Below are 17834 nucleotides of genomic sequence, written 5' to 3'. Positions count from 1 at the left end.
CCGAGCCATAGCCAAAAATAGGTCTTTCCTCCAGATAATTTATTCCATAATGTTCTTATTTGTGGTTAGAAGCTACCAATCTCACACTCTACCCCCATAAAAAAACCAGCGTCCGCTTAAACACGCTGGTTCATTCCATTCATTGTGCGAATCTCTTCTTTGGTCACTTCCGTACCCAGTTCATAGATCGCTACAATAATTTTATCAAGAATTAATTGTTGTTTGTCCCGATGCTCTTGGGTGCTTTTTTCATTTAACGGACTCTTGAATGCATCTGGACTATATTCCGTAGTATGCAGCTCCTCAAAAAGTCTTTCAATTTCATGAATTTCTTCCTGAGTTGCAAGTACTTCATAATATTTAACCTGATCGTCGAAAGGTTCCCGGTGAATTTGACCTGTTTCCATCGTTACATAATAAGTATATTTGTCCAATGTGATTCCCTCCTTTCAAACATTAAATCCTTACGCACTCTTTGTGCTGGTAGACGATTTTTTTCTTTCTTTATAATAACGGAATCCTTCTTTCACCAATATCGGCAATACCGCAACAAATACTCTTTTAAATAGTTTACTCATTTTATCGCCTCCTTGTTTTATAGTCTTGTAATACCCTCACTCCCCACTCATAAAACAAATTCATTTTTTCAACAGAGCACATTCAAGTGCATATTATTAGTTTTAATTCAAAGTAATGTGGTATATAGTAGTTATACAGGAGATGAACATCACCTGTACATAAATTATACAAAAGGGAGAGATTTGATTGAAAAAGTTACGTTTATTGATTGCAGGTATCGCAAGTATCTTGGCATTCTCGGTATTAGGAAGCTTTGCAAGTGCAGATGATCACGCAATGGTTCGTATCATCCACGCTTCACCTGATGCTCCGGCAGTTGATGTTTATGTAAATGGCGAAGCAACAGTTGAAAATGCAGAATTCAAAGCAGCTACTGATTACATGAACTTACCAGCCGGAACGCACGAAGTGGAAATCTATGCAGCTGGAACAATGGGCGAAGCAGATCCTGTCATCGCTACTGACTTAACAGTAGAAGCTGGAATGTCTTATACAGTTGCAGCAATCAATACAGTGGAAAACCTTGAACTGTCTGTTACTACTGATGACAACATGGTAGCTGAAGGTCAATCTAAAATTCGTGTAGGTCACTTCTCACCTGACGCACCTGCAGTGAATGTTGGCTTAATCGATGGAGATGACGTATTCTCTGGAGCAGAATTTAAAGCAGTAACAGATTACATGACACTTGATGCTGGAACTTATGATTTGGAAGTTCGTACAGCTGACGGTGGAGAGCAAGTATTAGACCTGTCTGGTACAATGCTTGAGGAAAATAAAGTCTACTCTGTATATGCAATTAACACAGTAGACAGTATCGAAGTATTAGTATTAGAAGATAACACGATGATGCCAAGCGAAATGCCTCAAACAGGTATGGGTGGTGCTTCACAATCTAATGGAATGAACGCTTGGGCTTTAATTGCCGGTCTTCTAGTAGTTGGAGCAGCGGCTGTTGGAGTGCGTCGCTTTGCAACACAAAAATAATAGAAAACTAATAGGTCTGTTGGGAAGCATTCTAATCTTATCCACAGCATGCACACCTATTACACAAAATGAAGCTGATACAAATCTTCCACCGGAGTCTGTCAAAGCTCCGGCGGAAGAAATAGCTTCACAGATAGATGAGAATGCCGATAAACCTGAAGAGGAAAATCAAGCTGATTCTAACAAATCAGAAATTACTCCTCCTCTTAAAGGCATTATTCCTACCCGTATTCAGATTCCTGCCATTAACGTTGATGCAAATGTAGAACCTTATGGGTTGGATGAATCAGGTGCCATGGCTGTTCCTGAAGACGGGGAAACGGTCGCTTGGTTTGAACCGGGAACAAAACCTGGTGCAAAAGGAAATGCCGTGTTGGCAGCACATGTTGACGACTATACAGGCCCCGCCATCTTTTTCTATTTGAAAGACTTGGAGGTTGGTGATGAGATCATAGTAGAGGATGGGGACCAAACCTTGACATTTGTTGTCACAGGGAAGGAAGCTTATCCATACAATGAAGCGCCGATAAGGACCATATTTGGACCTACAAACAATCAACAACTGAATTTGATCACCTGCACCGGCCTTTATGATCGTAAAACAAACAATCACCAAGAACGGCTTGTCATCTATTCCCAATTAAAAGAAACCTGAAGCCTCTCCATAAAAAAGAGAACTTCAGGTTTTTTTAATAGGTTTTAATGGAAAAGGTGATCTTCCCTTCCTCTGATTCACGATAAGAAATTCCTGAAGCATCAAATGAAGATAGAAGCATTTCTTTTTCTACCTCTTCAAGTTTTTCAAGCTCTGACAGCTTTTCTTCCATGTCTTCCTCCCCTAGCCAAACGTTCTGCTGATAGTGATAGAAAAACATATATCTGGCAGAAATTAGCCCCGCTGCTGTTTCATGATGCTCTTTCCACTTTGACGGGAAAGGCAACTTGCTCGCTGTCTCCATAAGGATACGAAATTCCTGTTCATCTTTTTTAGTAAACACAGCAGTTGTCTCATTCTTAAGGGAGTCTTCCACAGAATCGGAATATTGCTTACTTTTTATCAAAAGTTGATTCATTTCATTTACATATGTCGCTACTTCTTCCTGACTCTTTACTTTAAATCCATCATAAAAGCTTAGAAAAGTGATGATCCCAACAATTAAGGCCAACGCCGCTAAGAAAAAAGTAACCGTTCTAGGATTAATATCCCAAAATCTCTCTTCTTCTATTTCTTCTATTTCCTTATGCTCATTACGAAAAATCATAGGCAGTATATCCTCGTTTTTTTCTAGAATATAACATAACTATCCAGTAAAATCCATGAGTTTTTAATTGTTTTATATCGTATAGATTTCTTTTTCTATGCCTAAATATATTACCATATTATTCTAGTACATTCACCCCCACAAAACGACATTCTTCGTAGAAAGTATATAAGAGACCTAAACTAACTAACTAAAAAGATTGGGTGAATGGATTATGTTTTCAACAACTGAAATTGGGATCGACTTAGGTACAGCGAATACGCTGGTTTATAGTAAAAGTAAAGGGATTGTGTTCAATGAACCGTCCGTTGTAGCAATTGATTTAGAAACAAAGGCAGTGCTTGCTGTTGGTACAGAAGCGAAAAACATGATTGGTAAGACTCCGGGAAGAATCGTGGCAGTTCGACCATTGAAGGATGGCGTTATCGCAGATTTCGACATCACGACAAGCATGTTAAAGCAAATCATGAAAAAAGCGAGCAAAACGATGGGCTTCTCCATCCGTAAGCCAAGTGTAGTTGTATGTACACCATCCGGCTCCACGTCTGTTGAACGTCGTGCGATTCAAGACGCTGTAAAAAATTGTGGCGCAAAGCACGTTCACTTGATTGAAGAGCCTGTAGCAGCTGCAATCGGTGCAGACTTACCAGTAGACGAGCCTGTGGCTAACGTGGTAGTGGACATCGGTGGCGGTACAACGGAAGTTGCCATCATCTCTTACGGTGGTGTGGTATCTTGTAACTCTATCCGTGTAGGTGGAGACCAGTTTGATGACGATATCGTGCACCACGTACGCAAAAACTACAACCTGTTGATTGGTGAGCGTACTGCAGAGCAAATCAAAATGACGATTGGTTATGCACTAGTGGACCACGAAGAAATCACGATGGAAATCCGCGGTCGTGACCTTGTAACAGGTCTTCCAAAAACGATTGAATTGCACTCTACTGAAATTCAAAAAGCAATTAAAGAATCTTTATTACACATCCTTGAAGCAATCCGTGCAACGCTTGAAGATTGCCCTCCTGAACTAAGTGGGGACATTGTTGACAGAGGGGTTATCATCACTGGTGGTGGAGCTCTGTTGAACGGCATGCAAGAATGGTTGAGCAATGAAATTGTTGTGCCTGTATATGTTGCACCAAACCCGTTGGAGTCTGTTGCGATTGGTACTGGGAAGTCGTTGAGTGTCATTCATAAGCTGCAAAAGGCTGCGACTTGATTTTAAAAAATAAACAAAAACCGAGCTCCTATTTCAGGGCTCGGTTTTTGTTTATTATGGATTTTTGTTGTTTGACTATCCGACGCTGTTCCTTTTCGCATATGGCTTCGCTTTCCGCGGGACGGTGCTTGAGCCTCCTCGCTGCGCTGTGGGGTCTCAAGCTACCGTTACTCCCCCGCTGGAGTCTCCGCCATTTGCTCCAATCCACAGCTAGAAATTAAGAGGACTGAAATGTTAGTGCTTTTACACATAACTCAGTTAGATGAATTCTCACAAGCCCTTAAGTAAATGAAGCCACCTTGTTGATTGGAGTGGAAGGCGCGTAGACGCCCGCGGGAGGAAGGGACAGGTGAGACCCCACAGGCGCAAGCCGAGGAGGCTCACGGACCGCCCGCAGGCAAGCGAAGCGCGTGGAACGAAAATCAACCGTCATACATACTTCCTAATATATAAAAGCTTCTTCCCACCCACGGGAAGAGACCAAATTCAATACAATTTATCCCGATAAAAATAGTTCGGCAACACTATTTTGTTCTCATACGACTTATGAAAGATATGTGTGGCAGCAGGCGACACGGGCGGAATCAACCATGCCCATTCACCCGTTACATGCCGGCAACTCTCCGCTTCCCGCTCCTCAAAAAGCTTGAATTGCGTCGCAGCAGTATGATGATCGACAATGCTCACTCCCTTTTCCTTAAAGGAGTGGACCACCGCTACATTCAACTCTATCAGTGCTTTATCCTTCCACATCGTCGCATTGGTACTCGTATCAAGCTCCATAAGCGAAGCAACTTTCGGGAGCATATTATACCGATCAGCATCAGCCAAATTCCTCGCGCCAATCTCTGTTTCCATATACCAGCCATTAAAAGGCGCAGCAGTGTAATGGATGCCGCCTATCTCTAATCGCATATCGGAAATCAACGGAGTTCCATACCATTTCAGCCCTAAATCAACAAACGCAGGCATGGTAGGATGCACAATCGGCACTTCAAGCACCATGTCTTCAGGGATGGTAAATAGCTTTGGCTCCGCTCCATCGACTTGTACAACTAAAGGCAAGATATCAAAATGGGTCTTGGCACCCTCCCAACCCAATTCCTGACACTTTCTCGTGAAGTCAATGGATGCCGGATCTCCAATAACACCGTAATCTGTCTCATAACCTGCGTATCTCAAGAGTTGGTGGTTCCAAATACGCAACTGTTTCCCTTCTTCTTTTTGCTGACGGAAAACAGTGATCGTAGGCTTTATTTTGCCATGGTTCGTTGCAAATTCAATGTGATGCAGTAGCGCTTCTGCAATATCCTCTTCGTCTTCTAAGTGACGACGGTCTATTACATGTAACGAATTCCAAAAAAGCCTGCCTATGCAACGGTTGCTGTTACGCCAAGCCATTTTCGCACCGTGTGCCAACTCTTCATATGTATGCTCATAATAACCATATAGGTCTATCTCATCTTTTATCAGCTGCAACCTGACAGTCATTTCGTCCTCGGACTTTCCCAATTCCTGATAACACTGCAGGATAAATTCCTCTGCTTTTCTAAAAAGAACTTCCTTTTTTTCTAACAATATGTCCACCTCATATGAATTTCCCTCTTCTTATTGTAAACTTTTTGGCACGGGAAAAGAAACTTTTTGGGTGCTGGAAATAAATAGGGACAGGTCCCTCACCCGCTTTGGGATCGAGGGACCTGTCCCTTTCAATCATTTTGTCACCAATTGTTTAAAGTTCTGTCCTAATATCTCTTTCATGTTATGAACAGTGATGAATGCCTGTTCGTCCGTTGCACCGATGAATTTCTTCAATTTAGAGAAGTCTTTTTTGTTCAAGATGGTGGTGATTACTTCTTTTTCGTCAGAAGTAAAGGCACCTTTTGCATAATGAATGGTTGCTCCACGGCCCAATTGACCCACAATATAGGAGCGAATCTGATCACTTTCGCTGCTGATGATCACGACTTCACGCATTTCGTTCACCTGCTGAAGCACATAGTCAATAACCAATCCATTCAAGATAACGCCAAATACCGCATACATCCCTACTTCCGGTCCGAACACCAGAATGGAGGATAAAGCGATAAAGATATCTGCCAACAATACTCCACGGCCCATATCCACTGAAAAATATTTATTTAAAATCAAGGCAATAATATCGGTTCCACCTGTGGAAGCACGCTGATTAAAAACTAGCGCCATCCCTAGTGCCGCAATACATTGCCCAATGATTAACTGAATCAGGATGTCTTCGCTTATCGGCCCGCTGATTGGGAAGAAAGCTTCTAATAGCCAAACCATCACAGACAACATGACGCTCGTATAAATGGTTTTTGCCCCAAATCCGAATCCAAGCAGTAAAAAGCCCACAACAAACAAAATTAAATTGACGATCAACATTAACACACCGATTGATAACATCGGGAATACATCGTTTAATATGATGGAAAGTCCACTCACTCCCCCTGTTGCCAAGCTATTGGGCGAGAGGAAAAAATGTACATGTATTGCAACAAAAAGAGGACCTACGTGCAAGAATAAAAGTGTTTTCAAGTGTTTGTTCATACCGGTCAGCCTCCCTCGTGATTTTTACAGTCTAGTAGGGATTATAAAGACCTAGGACAGGCATGTAAACACATAAGCAAGAAGTTGCACAATTGAAAGCGGATTAATTCTTTTCACGTGAAACAAACGTTTGTTTAAAAACTACTTTTTCCCATTAAATTTAAACAGACCGTGATTCCATTCTTTTCAACCATAGTGTTACATTAATTTTGTTACAAACCGTCAAATAATGCATCAAGGTTAGCAGCACCATCCCCGTATTCATGCCAAGGATCACCCCATTCATCTGCAAGCTTGGAAGCGAACCGAGAAGAAACATAAGTAAAAAAGAAATACAGGTGGACCAAATGGAATGTAGAAAAGCATCCTTAATCAGGCCCAATCCTATCAAATACGCTTGCAATGGCGAGACAAACAGATGGAAAAGAAAGAAAGGCCACAACAGCTGGACATAGGATGCGGCATGGGAATTTTCAAAAAAGACATTGGTAAGCGGAATCGCAAAGTGATAAAACACCATCACAATAGGAATGCCATAAATAAACGTGATAATCATCACTTGCTTTAACAGCTTCTGCATTTTTTTATAATCATGATTCGCATGGGCCTCAGACACCGTGGGAATAAGGACGATCAACAAAGAGTGCGCAATAAATCCAGGGAAGAAGCCAATGGTCAACGCCACCCCTGCTAGGAGACCAAACTCCTCGAGTGCAATCGTATGAGTGAGCCCTGCTTTTACAAGCGCTATTTTAATAAGAAAAGGTTGAATCGCATTTGTGACCGCATGAAAAAGACGCATGCCTGTTGTAGGAATGGAAACTTCAAGTAAACTTTTCCTCACTGTCCTGCCATCGATTCTGGCGGCAGCCTTTGTTTTTAATTCAATATACTGAAGCCTGTACATATAAAGAAGATACAAACAGACAATCAGCTCTGTCGCTACCAATGTGCAAAGCGCTATTAGAATGGAAACTTCCAACGAAAAATGGAAGAAGTGGTAAACAAGGACGAGCAGGCTTAGTTGCACAATCTTTCTTAAAAAGTTAGAGATCGCAATCTTGCCCATATGCTGAAGTCCCATAAAGTAACCTCTGGCGATGGATGAAAAGGAAATGACCGGGATCAGAATAAGAATCAACCATTTTACAAGTGGGTGGTAATGTAGAAAGACCGGAACAAACGGCAGGATGATCGCTGCGACGAACAGCACCATAATCGTAAAAACAATGGTCAGCCGCATGGCATGATGAAGCATGCTTTGGTGATACTTCTCTTCTTTGGCAGCGACAAATTTGGAGATGGATATCGGCAGCTCCAAACTAGAAATGACGACTACCAGAAAAATGACTGGCAGAACAGACATATAAAGCCCCATACCTTCTTCCCCAAGATTCTTTGCCAGTACCATATTTACGATAAATTCTATGCTCTCTCCCAAAAAGGCGGCGATTGCCAGAAGGAGTGTCCCTTTAAAAAATTTATTCATAGCCGAAATTGTCCCCTCTCTAACGCTCACTCTTACTCTAAGAAAATCCATTTCCTATTTTATGAGACAAGTTGTGAAAATATGGCTGTATTGTTGTGAGTCCTTCTACTTATTCTGCTTCACTTGCATATTAGGATGGTTATGTAGGTTCGCCAAAAGGAATAGTAATAGTAGAGAGAAGAAAGGAGTGTTACTAATGTGGAGACTTTTATTGAATATCGCTGCATTTATACTGGTCATAGTTGTCAATTACCTCGCCAATGCTCTTCCGCTTAATGGCCTTACTACAGGAGATATCGCCAATCGGATTACCGTCCTTTTTCAGCCTGCTGGCTATGTATTTTCCATCTGGAGTTTGATTTATCTTTTGCTTGGGATTTGGATTATTCGCCAGTTTCCGAAATCGCGCAGGGATCTCCCGATATATGTGAACACAAGTAGCCTTTTTGTCTTAAGCTGCTTATTGAACAGTGCATGGGTGGTACTGTGGCATTACGGATTCTGGGTGACCACAGTAGTGGTGATGCTTAGCTTGTTGCTGACACTTATTGCGCTTTATACGAAAATGCGTGAATCTAACCCTGGGAAACTGGATTTTGCAACATTCTCCATTTATCTAGGGTGGATCAGTGTAGCCACCATTGCTAACATTAGTTATGTTTTGGTTGAAAAGGGCTGGGATGGATTTGGTCTGTCAGATGTGACATGGACGATCATCATGCTCGTTGTTGCGACCCTTTTGGCTATCTGGTTCCGGATTTCTCAAGCTGACTGGATATATCCGCTTGTGTTCGTATGGGCGTTTATTGGGATTGGCGTGAAAAATATGGAGGAGTACAGCAATGTCGCGTATGTTGCGTATGCCTTGGCTGCCGTGATTCTGGTGATGACATTGCTTGGAGGAAAGATAAAGAAGTCAGATTAGAGATTAGACGCTAAAAAGAACCTTTGATGTAGCACAAAGGTTCTTTTTATTTATTCTTTAGTTCCCTTCCGCTTTCGGTATATTTCCTTCGCCCGCAAGTATACACCGTAATCTGCACCAAACTTTTCCTCAATCCAATAACGCATCTGCTCATCGGTCAATGCTTCTTCGATATGTGTTTGATCTTTAAATCTTCTTATCGCATTCTCACGCAATTGATAAGGAACCCCGTCAATATAACCAAACATCCTCAAGCTATGAAATGAAAATCCTTCCTCCCAATTATGTGAATCAAGTAAAGGACCCCTCACTTCCTCAAATGTAACAGGCTTCAGACCCAATGACTTCGTCGGCCCTGGGGTACGCTCCACCAAAGCCTCATCCCCGTTTACCTGATAACGGAATATCTCCATATCTGTACGTACTTCAAAAGAGCTATGCAAAGGAAACGCCTTAAAAAACGGCGCACAATACCCGACATCCACATAGTAGGGCTGATCCAACTCCACCTGCAAACAAAGATGCCCAGGTGTCATATACAAATAATCAACTTTAAAACCCAGCTCTTTTAAAAGATAATGAAAGCCAATCGCCAATGTCCAGCAAGTTCCGCCTGTTCCGGTCTTTATCACTCTATTCACATATTCCTCGATACTTGGCAAATAAAGATCCTCCTGCTTCCTCTCTTCAAAATCAAGGAACTTCGTCCAAGTTTCCCACCTTACCTTTGACTGGTGGGCAGCAATAAGTTCATTCAAAAATTCAAGATTCGTCTCTTTTTCCACTACTCCCAGATAATGCAAAAATCTATCTTTTACACTCATATTCCTACCTCCTAAGTAAAAAAACTACTAGATTGTCCAAGCAATTCTCTATCATCTTTCATCTACTAATATAGCAATAGATGAAAGATGGTGACATGTATGTCCCTGCAAAAGGCAAAGCGTATTATTAAAAGCGGCAAGGAATTCCTTGGTACACCATATGTTTTTGGTGCCGAGTCCGGGCGGACAGACAGGTTCGATTGCAGTTCCTTTGTTCAATATGTATATGGTGCGCATGGCATTATTTTGCCAAGAACTTCTCGGCAACAGTATCTTATAGGTAAATCTGTTCCACTCACATCTGTAAGACGCGGGGATCTTCTCTTCTTCACCACACCCAAGCGTGCTAGATATAAAGGCATTCACAAAATTGGCCATGTCGCCATTTTCATTGGGAATAATTCCATCTTACACACATCCCGGGTGGAAAAGAAAGTGGCAATCGCCTCTTTAGAACCATATTGGCGGAAGAAACTGATAGGCGTAAGACGTGTTGTAGATACTCTCTAAAAACAAAATAGCTAACGCGACCTAAAACCACGTCCCAAGTAAGATTTTAATCTCTTGGGACCTTTCTCGCTTTTCGCATAGCTTTGAAATATTGGCCTTGGCCGGATCTTGCCTTTGCACTTAACCTTTGACCATCTCAATGAAATTTCATTGTCACCAAGGTCTTCATATTGGCGATGAGGACCTCTCTCCTCCTTTTTCTTCGTCACGGAGGTCTTCATAACGGCGATGAGGACATCTCTCCTCCTTTGTCCTCGTCACGGAGGTCTTCATAACGGCGATGAGGACATCTCTCCTCCTTTGTCCTCGTCACGGAGGTCTTCATAACGGCGATGAGGACCTCTCTACTCCTTTTTCCTCGTCACGGAGGTCTTCATCCCAACGAACAAGAATGACTCTGAAGACTATTCCATTATTCTATAATTTCTTAAACAACAAGAAAAACCAGGCAAATCCTGCCTGGTCCGTTTATTACTTTCATAAACCCTTAGAAAAATGAGGTAACCTTGTTGATTGGAGTGGAAGGCGCGCAGACCCCCGCGGGAGGAAGGGACAGGTGAGACCCCGGAAGGCGAAGCCTGAGGAGGCTCACGGACCGCCCGCAGGCAAGCGAAGCGCCTGGAACGGAGATCAACAGTATTATACTATTTCTTATTTTTATTCCATACTCTCCCGCTTCTCTGAGAGAATCTTCATTTGATCATTCTCAAGCCCCAGTTCAAAGGTAACTTTGAATTTCTTGTAAGATACTCCTTTTTCCGAACGCTCCTGCGCAGTAATGACAGTGATGACTTCCACGTTATTGCCATTCTGCTTCGTAAGCAAATCATCTACCTCGATTGTTAAGTAATCCAAATACCCTGCACGAAAATCCTCATATGCCGTTTTAGATTGCCAGCTGCTACCCAATAAGGAGTAGGCCGTCACATAATCGCGATAATTGATGCTTTCATAAAAATAGTTGACGAGATATTCTGCGATATCGACATTTGTTGAAGTTTCGCCTGCACTGTTGCCGGTTGTGTTAGCCCCAATCCTTGGCAGTGATTCCATTGGAGATTCTGACCAGCTTTCTATCATCGGCATGACATTGACTAAGGGAATACTGAAGCCAATCACTCCTTGATCCATGGTTGCGGAATTGATCCCCACCACTTCCCCTGTTTTTGTATCAATAAGGGGACCGCCGCTATTACCTGGTGCAATCGGTGCGGAGATTTGGAAAACATCCTCATACTTAAATGAATCGATTTCAAACTCACGTCCTACACCACTAATAATCCCTGTAGTGACTGTATTTTGAAGACCTAAAGGACTTCCCAAGGCAATCACATCATCACCCAGTTCTGCTTTTCTAGTTTTAGCTAGTTTGAAAGGTTGTGTGCCTTCAAGTTCAGGCACCCGCACTACAGCAATATCCGTATCAATGCTGATGCCGATTACTTCCCCTGTCAGTTCCTTAGAATCCGCAGAAGTTACTTTCACGTCTTTCGCATTCGCTACAACATGGGCATTTGTAATGACATCGCCTTTGTCGTTGTAAAGAAAACCAGATCCAAACGATCCGTCCGGTAATTCAATTTTCACAACCAGCTTTTGAGATTCAAATATAATTTCTTTCAAAGCTTGGGGAACATTCTCTTTTTCTACTACTTCAGACTCCAGATACAACTTGGATGGAGCTGTCAGTTGAGCAGGGACCGTATTTTTTATATGAAAATAACCAAGAAGCCCCCCACTAATTAGTATAATCGTCATGATGATACTTATGAACCATCTTACATTCATTGCTACACCTTCTTTATGTTTGGCCGTTTCCTAGCTTTTTTACTCTTCCACAACCCATGTGATGTTTTCTATCTCCACTGTCACATCTTCAAATACACCATAATAATAGTCTTCAAACTTTCCTTTTTTACCTGGCTCCAATTTGAATGGGTAGACGGTGGTAAAACCGGTATCTAATACATTCTTATCTTTGCTTAAAATATTATAGTAGACAGTAATGGAGGATACAGTTGCCGACACGATATTCTTCACTTCACCAGTGACGGTCATGCCTCCGACTTCATCCTCTTCTGCCTTAAAGTCGACGATTTCCAGGGCTGCGTTTTTATTTTTCAAATCTTCTTTCGCCGCCGCTTCCATGGCCTTTTCTATTCTTTCAAACTCCGCCTGTTCAAATTCTTGACGGGACTGCTCAATTTTTTCTTTTAAAGACAGGAGTCGTTTATCATTCACGGCATATTGTAGCCCTCTGTCTGCTAGGGTCATCGCATTGGTAAACTGCTTTTGCTCCATTTTCTCTTCTGCATCCTCCACAGTAAGCTGCACGATGCGATTTAAGATTTGCTCTTTTACCGCCTTCCCCTCTTCTGAAGGGATGGAAGAAATGACGGCAAGCTTTCTTGAAAGTTCATCCACCGTTTTTAGCTGATCTAACTCATTATTTATTTTTCCGACCTTAATCATGACATCCTTTTCGGACACATCTTCTTTCAAAGGTTGTATCAAAGGTCCATCTAACCTCGTAATTTTCTCACGGAGCCTTGTTAGATTTTTTTCGGCATCTTCAAACTTCTTCGTTTTGATCTGCTCCCTTACTTCCTCTAACTCCCCGTTAACCTCTTCTGCAATTTTCACCACTTCAAGATTGTTTCTCAACACATGATAAGATGGTCTCAATTCCATGGCACCGGCCAATTCTTCCTTTGCCATGTCATATTCTCCTTGAAGGGCCAAGTCTTCTGCTTCCTTTTTAATAGCCAGCACTTCTGCATTGACACTTTGCTCATGATTGTAATACCATCCAATGGTTCCTGCTATCAATACTAGACTAACAATGGGAGGTAAAAATGGCATATATGTAAAACGCTTTTTCTTACTTTTGCCTCTACCTTCCAACCATTCGTCTTCACTATGCTCCACATCATCCTTCAAATTCGCTCCACAATTAAAGCAAAAATTCGCATCAGATGTCACTTTCCTACCACATTTGTGACAAAACATTCTATATAAGCCTCCATCACTCTATGTAATTAATCTCATCTTTGTTATTACACCATTTTACAATAGATTGCTAGATAAGTGTCAAATGAGGTCGGTATTTCTGGAGAAAAAAGGTAGAAACTTTTTCCTTTTTTGTATTTTTATCAAGGATTTCCCCGCTTTTTAGCGAATGATTAAAGATAAGTAGTAATCTAGGGGGAAATTTAATGAGTGTACAAACAGATCTGGCAAAGACATTTATAGAAAATCCATATGAAATGTTCAAACAAGCACAAGCTACAAATCCCATCCAATGGGTATCCTTCTTCAACGTAGATGGATGATTGATAACAGGATACAAGGAAGTGGAGTCCGTTTTAAAAGATGCTAGATTTATAAAAGAAATAAGAAACTTGGTGCCCGAGGAGAATATGCCTCCTATCCCACAATCATTACTGCCAGTGGTGATGCTGAATCGAAACATGATGCTTTTCCGTGATGCGCCAAATCATACCAGGCTCCGCGGGCTTGTCAATAAAGCGTTCACTCCGAGGATGACCGAGCGCCTGCGTCCTACTATTGTGGAAATGGCGAACTATCTGTTAGATGCAAGAAAAGGTAAGGCGGAGCATGAACTCATTCGAGACTTTGCTTATTCCCTACCAGTCATGGTCATAACAGAGTTAATTGGAGTGCCAAAAGAGGACAGAGAACGATTCCGCGTCTGGTCGGATTCATTTGTAACATTCATTGATTTTAATACGACACAAGCAGATTTAGAAGCGGTTGCTCCTTCCCTAGAGGAGGCGGACAAGTACATGCGTAAACTCATTGCGGCAAAACGAGTGAACCCAGGAGAGGATTTATTGAGCGGACTCATTTCGGTATCTGACTCCGGAGACAAGTTAAACGAAAACGAACTTGTGGCGACTTGTTTATTGCTTTTAATCGCCGGCCATGAGACAACCGTGAATCTGATTACCAACGGCTATCGCCTGTTGCTTAAGCACCGGGATGAAATGAAAAAGCTTATTGATGATCCTTCCCTGATTGGAAATGCGGTGGAAGAAATCTTGCGTTACGACCCACCAGTTCTGCTAACCTCAAGATGGGTGGGCGAAAATATGGAGCTTGGCGGACAACAACTTAAAAAGGCCCAAACAGCCATTATCGCTCTAGCTGCAGCCAACCGAGATCCTAATATTCATGAGTCACCTGATGTCTTTAATGTAACTAGAGAAAATGTGAAGCACCTTTCCTTCGCATCAGGACCTCATTTTTGCTTAGGAGCCCCCCTTGCAAGACTTGAAGCCGTTATAGCATTGGAGGTACTTCTCAAACGCGTACATGATGTAGAATTACTAGAAGAGCCTATTAGGAGAAATAATATTGTGTTTCGCGGGTTTGAGGCGTTGAAGTTTAGCGGGGTAGTGGAGTAGGGTTTTTGGTGGATGTCGGCAGTCGCTTGGTAGGGCTGCCGATTTTTTGGCTAAAAACAAAAACCATCCCTAAATCGGAATGGTTCATGTAACATCCTACATTTATTTTTTCTTAGCTTGCTTCTTAACACCAGGCTTCTTCGGTTTAGCTTTACCGCGTCCTCCACCAGAACCAGGCTTGCTAGACTTCAGCTCGTCTTCACCAACAAGCTTCCCGCCGAACACAACTCTCTTCTCCAGTTTCAAGCCAAGTTCACGCGCGAACTGCTTCAGTCTTCGTTCTTCACGTTCACTTACAATGGAAATGACAGTCCCTTCTGCCCCTTGGCGGCCTGTTCTTCCGGAACGGTGCACATAACTTTCCACTTCTTCAGGCAAGTCGTAATGGATCACATGACTGAGCTCTTTAATATCCAGTCCCCGTGCTGCCACATCTGTTGCAAGAAGGACAGGGTACTCATCTTTTCTGAAGTTTTTCATGGCATTCTCGCGTTCCTGTTTGGAGGATTCGGAATGCAGAAACCCGACATTTAACTGTTTATATAAAAGTTTTTCCGTTAATACGGCAAGGTTTCCAATATCACGCACAAATGCCAATGCTTTGATTCCAGGCTCACGAAGCAAATTAGCCAGGACATTCGCTTTATCTCGCTGATCGACCACTGCGTATAAATGCTCCACACGTGCTGGCGGCAAGTCTTCTTTGGTGACCTTAATAACTAAAGGCTCCTTCAGCAAATTAACTGCCTGTTTCTCCGTTTCCTCCTTCAAAGTAGCGGAGAACAATAGAAGCTGTCTTTCCTGCTGCATGGAGGATTTAATGATGTTTTCTATGGTTTTTTTATGTTCTGGGACAAATAGCTGATCTGCTTCATCCATAACAATCGTCTTCACTTCATGCATTTTAATTTTTTTCATCTGTATTAACTCTTGAAGTCGGCCAGGTGTTCCTACCAAAATATGCGGTTTCTTTTTCAGCTTTTCTAGTTGGCGTTTCACATTCGCTCCACCAATGAAAGATGCACCGCTAATTTCGCTGCCTTCTGTCCATTTCTGGATCTGTTCAAAAATCTGCATAGCAAGTTCCTTGGACGGAGCCACAATGAGTGCTTGTGGGTGCTGTTTAGACAGATCAACGCGTTCAATGATCGGCAAAAGGTACGCTAACGTTTTCCCAGTCCCTGTCGGCGATTCAACAAGAACATCCTTTCCGTCTAAAATAACCGGAATTGCCTGTTCCTGAACGGGGGTTGCAGCGACAAATTCACTTTTTTCCCAAAGCTGTTGTATAAAAGGTTGTAATGTATTTATAAAAGTTGTAGACATCGTTTTCTCCTTTATGACCCTCATACGGGGTTTTACGCTATTCTCCATTCTACCCTTTTTCACTAGAGGTTCCAATAGAAATATCGTTGTCATTTCCGCTAAAAAGATACATGTTTTCCTGCTTTTTGGAAAAATTATGTATATGGTTACATGACAGAGGAGGAAATACGTAATGGATCAAACAAATTTTAACGAACTTCCAAAAGGACCTGAAGCCTATTGGCGGGACTCTGCACCACTTCCCTCTTTTCCTACATTAAAGGAAAATATAAAAACAGATGTATGTATAGTAGGTGGCGGTATCACCGGAATAACGACTGCCTATCAACTTGCTCAAGAAGGACTTAAGGTCATTCTCATTGATGCTGATCAAATTCTAAATGGCACAACAGGCCACACAACAGCCAAAGTGACCGCTCAACACGGTCTGATTTACGATGAGTTTCTTCAGCATTTAGGACAGGAAAAGGCAAAACTCTATTACCAAGCAAACCAGGAAGGGCTTCACTTCATCCGAGACCTTGTGGATCTAAAACGAATTCAATGTGATTTTAGTGAACAGAATGCCTATATTTATTCTCAAACAGAACAGGATGACCAAAAGGTAGTGAAAGAATTCGAGGCCTATCAGAAACTGGGAATCGATGGCGATTTAACTTATGAAATTCCTTTTGCAATTGAGACTAAATCTGTTGTCGTCATGAAAAATCAGGCACAATTTCACCCTCTTCAATATTTGAAGGTATTAGTTAATGGCATTGTTGAAAAAGGCGGAGAAATTTTTGAACACACAGTTGCAACAGATGTAGAAGAGTCACGTGGTTTATCTGTAGTGACGAAAAGTGGAGCAAAGATTGAATGTGATTATATTGTTGCAGGCTCACATTTTCCATTCTACGATGGCAATGGTTTCTTTTTCACGAGAATGTATGCGGAGCGTTCTTATATTCTGGCTGCAAAAACGGAAAAAGAACTACCAGAAGGCATGTATTACAGCGCAGGCCAGCCTTCCAGGTCTTTGCGTTATGTGACGATTAACGGTGAGAAAGTTGCCTTGATTGGAGGAGACGGCCACCGGACAGGTCAAGGAAAAGATACCTTGAAACACTACGAAGCGTTAAAAAGTTTTGGTGAAGAAGTGCCTGGGATTAAGGAGATTCTGTATCGTTGGTCTGCTCAAGACTTATATACGTTAGACAAGGTCCCTTATATTGGCCGCATTACATCGGGGCATCCGAATATTTTAATTGCTTCAGGCTACCGCAAGTGGGGGATGACGAACGGAACAGCAGCCGCACTTCTCCTACAAGACATGATTCTTGGCAGGAATAACGCGTATGAAGACCTGTTCTCCCCTTCCCGCTTTGTTGCAGATCCTAGCTTAAAAAAATTCATCAGCACCAACATGAATGTTGCCGGGCACCTCATTGAAGGAAAGCTTGATCGTCCTTCCAAAAAGCCTGAAGACCTTGGTCTGGATGAAGGTGGAACCGTTATGATCAACGGTCGACGTGCAGGAGCCTACAAAGACGACAAAGGAGAAGTATTCTGCGTGGATACGACTTGTACGCATCTTGGTTGTGAAGTCGAATGGAACCATGGTGATCGAAGCTGGGATTGCCCATGCCACGGCTCCCGATTCTCCATTCACGGCGACGTACTGGAAGGGCCGGCTGATAAACCGCTGGAGAAGTTGTAAAAGGAATAAGCAAAGA

Annotated in this window: 16 protein-coding genes; 7 read left to right on the top strand and 9 right to left on the bottom strand. The window is 42.3% G+C overall.

What is annotated here, in order from left to right; all coding sequences use genetic code 11:
* Positions 1 to 116: 116 nt before the first annotated feature.
* A complete protein-coding gene (locus K7887_RS04020; RefSeq protein WP_223492303.1) occupies positions 117 to 434 on the bottom strand; it encodes a hypothetical protein in 318 nt (105 codons plus the stop codon).
* Between the two features lie 331 nt (positions 435 to 765).
* On the opposite strand from K7887_RS04020, the gene K7887_RS04015 reads away from it, so the two are divergent.
* Complete coding sequence (locus K7887_RS04015) at positions 766 to 1566, top strand: DUF4397 domain-containing protein (protein ID WP_223492302.1); 801 nt, start codon at positions 766 to 768, stop codon at positions 1564 to 1566.
* The gene (locus tag K7887_RS04010; RefSeq protein ID WP_223492301.1) at positions 1550 to 2221 is read left to right on the top strand and encodes a class F sortase; all 672 of its coding nucleotides are present in this window, start codon (positions 1550 to 1552) and stop codon (positions 2219 to 2221) included. Before K7887_RS04015 ends, K7887_RS04010 begins: the two co-directional genes overlap by 17 nt.
* 34 nt (positions 2222 to 2255) lie before the next feature.
* Here K7887_RS04010 and K7887_RS04005 read toward each other — a convergent pair whose 3' ends face one another.
* Positions 2256 to 2828: a hypothetical protein gene (locus tag K7887_RS04005; RefSeq protein WP_223492300.1), complete on the bottom strand. Its 573-nt coding sequence runs from the start codon at positions 2826 to 2828 to the stop codon at positions 2256 to 2258.
* A gap of 214 nt (positions 2829 to 3042) precedes the next feature.
* Between K7887_RS04005 and mreBH the strand changes: the two genes are divergently transcribed.
* Positions 3043 to 4050, top strand: coding sequence for a rod-share determining protein MreBH (gene mreBH / locus K7887_RS04000; RefSeq protein WP_223492299.1), 1008 nt, complete (start codon positions 3043 to 3045; stop codon positions 4048 to 4050).
* Between the two features lie 486 nt (positions 4051 to 4536).
* Here the strand turns inward: mreBH and K7887_RS03995 are convergent, their stop codons facing one another.
* The 3 genes from K7887_RS03995 to K7887_RS03985 form a co-directional block, all read right to left on the bottom strand.
* Positions 4537 to 5628, bottom strand: coding sequence for a nitric oxide synthase oxygenase (locus K7887_RS03995; RefSeq protein WP_223492298.1), 1092 nt, complete (start codon positions 5626 to 5628; stop codon positions 4537 to 4539).
* 135 nt (positions 5629 to 5763) lie between these two features.
* The gene (locus tag K7887_RS03990) at positions 5764 to 6618 is read right to left on the bottom strand and encodes a YitT family protein (RefSeq protein WP_223492297.1); all 855 of its coding nucleotides are present in this window, start codon (positions 6616 to 6618) and stop codon (positions 5764 to 5766) included.
* Between the two features lie 160 nt (positions 6619 to 6778).
* Complete coding sequence (locus K7887_RS03985) at positions 6779 to 8107, bottom strand: polysaccharide biosynthesis protein (protein ID WP_223492296.1); 1329 nt, start codon at positions 8105 to 8107, stop codon at positions 6779 to 6781.
* A 196-nt stretch (positions 8108 to 8303) separates the two neighbouring features.
* Between K7887_RS03985 and K7887_RS03980 the strand changes: the two genes are divergently transcribed.
* On the top strand, positions 8304 to 9032 hold the full coding sequence (locus K7887_RS03980) for a tryptophan-rich sensory protein (RefSeq protein ID WP_223492295.1): 729 nt from the start codon (positions 8304 to 8306) through the stop codon (positions 9030 to 9032).
* 50 nt (positions 9033 to 9082) lie between these two features.
* Here the strand turns inward: K7887_RS03980 and K7887_RS03975 are convergent, their stop codons facing one another.
* Positions 9083 to 9856 carry an arylamine N-acetyltransferase gene (locus K7887_RS03975; protein WP_223492294.1) on the bottom strand — a complete coding sequence of 258 codons (774 nt, stop codon included), beginning with the start codon at positions 9854 to 9856 and terminating at the stop codon, positions 9083 to 9085.
* Between the two features lie 99 nt (positions 9857 to 9955).
* Between K7887_RS03975 and K7887_RS03970 the strand changes: the two genes are divergently transcribed.
* Entirely contained in the window at positions 9956 to 10366 is a 411-nt protein-coding gene (locus K7887_RS03970) for a C40 family peptidase (protein WP_223492293.1), read from the top strand.
* Positions 10367 to 11023: 657 nt separating this feature from the next.
* Here the strand turns inward: K7887_RS03970 and K7887_RS03965 are convergent.
* Together K7887_RS03965 and K7887_RS03960 are read right to left on the bottom strand one after the other, a co-directional pair.
* Positions 11024 to 12154 carry a S1C family serine protease gene (locus tag K7887_RS03965; protein ID WP_223492292.1) on the bottom strand — a complete coding sequence of 377 codons (1131 nt, stop codon included), beginning with the start codon at positions 12152 to 12154 and terminating at the stop codon, positions 11024 to 11026.
* Between the two features lie 39 nt (positions 12155 to 12193).
* Complete coding sequence (locus K7887_RS03960) at positions 12194 to 13375, bottom strand: FxLYD domain-containing protein (RefSeq protein ID WP_223492291.1); 1182 nt, start codon at positions 13373 to 13375, stop codon at positions 12194 to 12196.
* Between the two features lie 344 nt (positions 13376 to 13719).
* Here K7887_RS03960 and K7887_RS03955 point away from each other — a divergent pair, with 344 nt between their 5' ends.
* A complete protein-coding gene (locus K7887_RS03955; protein ID WP_223492290.1) occupies positions 13720 to 14793 on the top strand; it encodes a cytochrome P450 in 1074 nt (357 codons plus the stop codon).
* 102 nt (positions 14794 to 14895) lie between these two features.
* Here the strand turns inward: K7887_RS03955 and K7887_RS03950 are convergent, their stop codons facing one another.
* Positions 14896 to 16119 carry a DEAD/DEAH box helicase gene (locus K7887_RS03950; RefSeq protein WP_223492289.1) on the bottom strand — a complete coding sequence of 408 codons (1224 nt, stop codon included), beginning with the start codon at positions 16117 to 16119 and terminating at the stop codon, positions 14896 to 14898.
* 172 nt (positions 16120 to 16291) lie between these two features.
* Between K7887_RS03950 and K7887_RS03945 the strand changes: the two genes are divergently transcribed.
* On the top strand, positions 16292 to 17818 hold the full coding sequence (locus tag K7887_RS03945) for an FAD-dependent oxidoreductase (protein ID WP_223492288.1): 1527 nt from the start codon (positions 16292 to 16294) through the stop codon (positions 17816 to 17818).
* The last annotated feature ends 16 nt before the right edge of the window (positions 17819 to 17834 follow it).

It is taken from the genome of Sutcliffiella horikoshii, from assembly GCF_019931755.1.
GTDB classification, from domain to species: Bacteria; Bacillota; Bacilli; order Bacillales; family Bacillaceae_I; genus Sutcliffiella_A; species Sutcliffiella_A horikoshii_E.
Note: the sequence above shows the minus strand (reverse complement) of the source record. Positions and strands in the feature narration are given on the sequence as shown.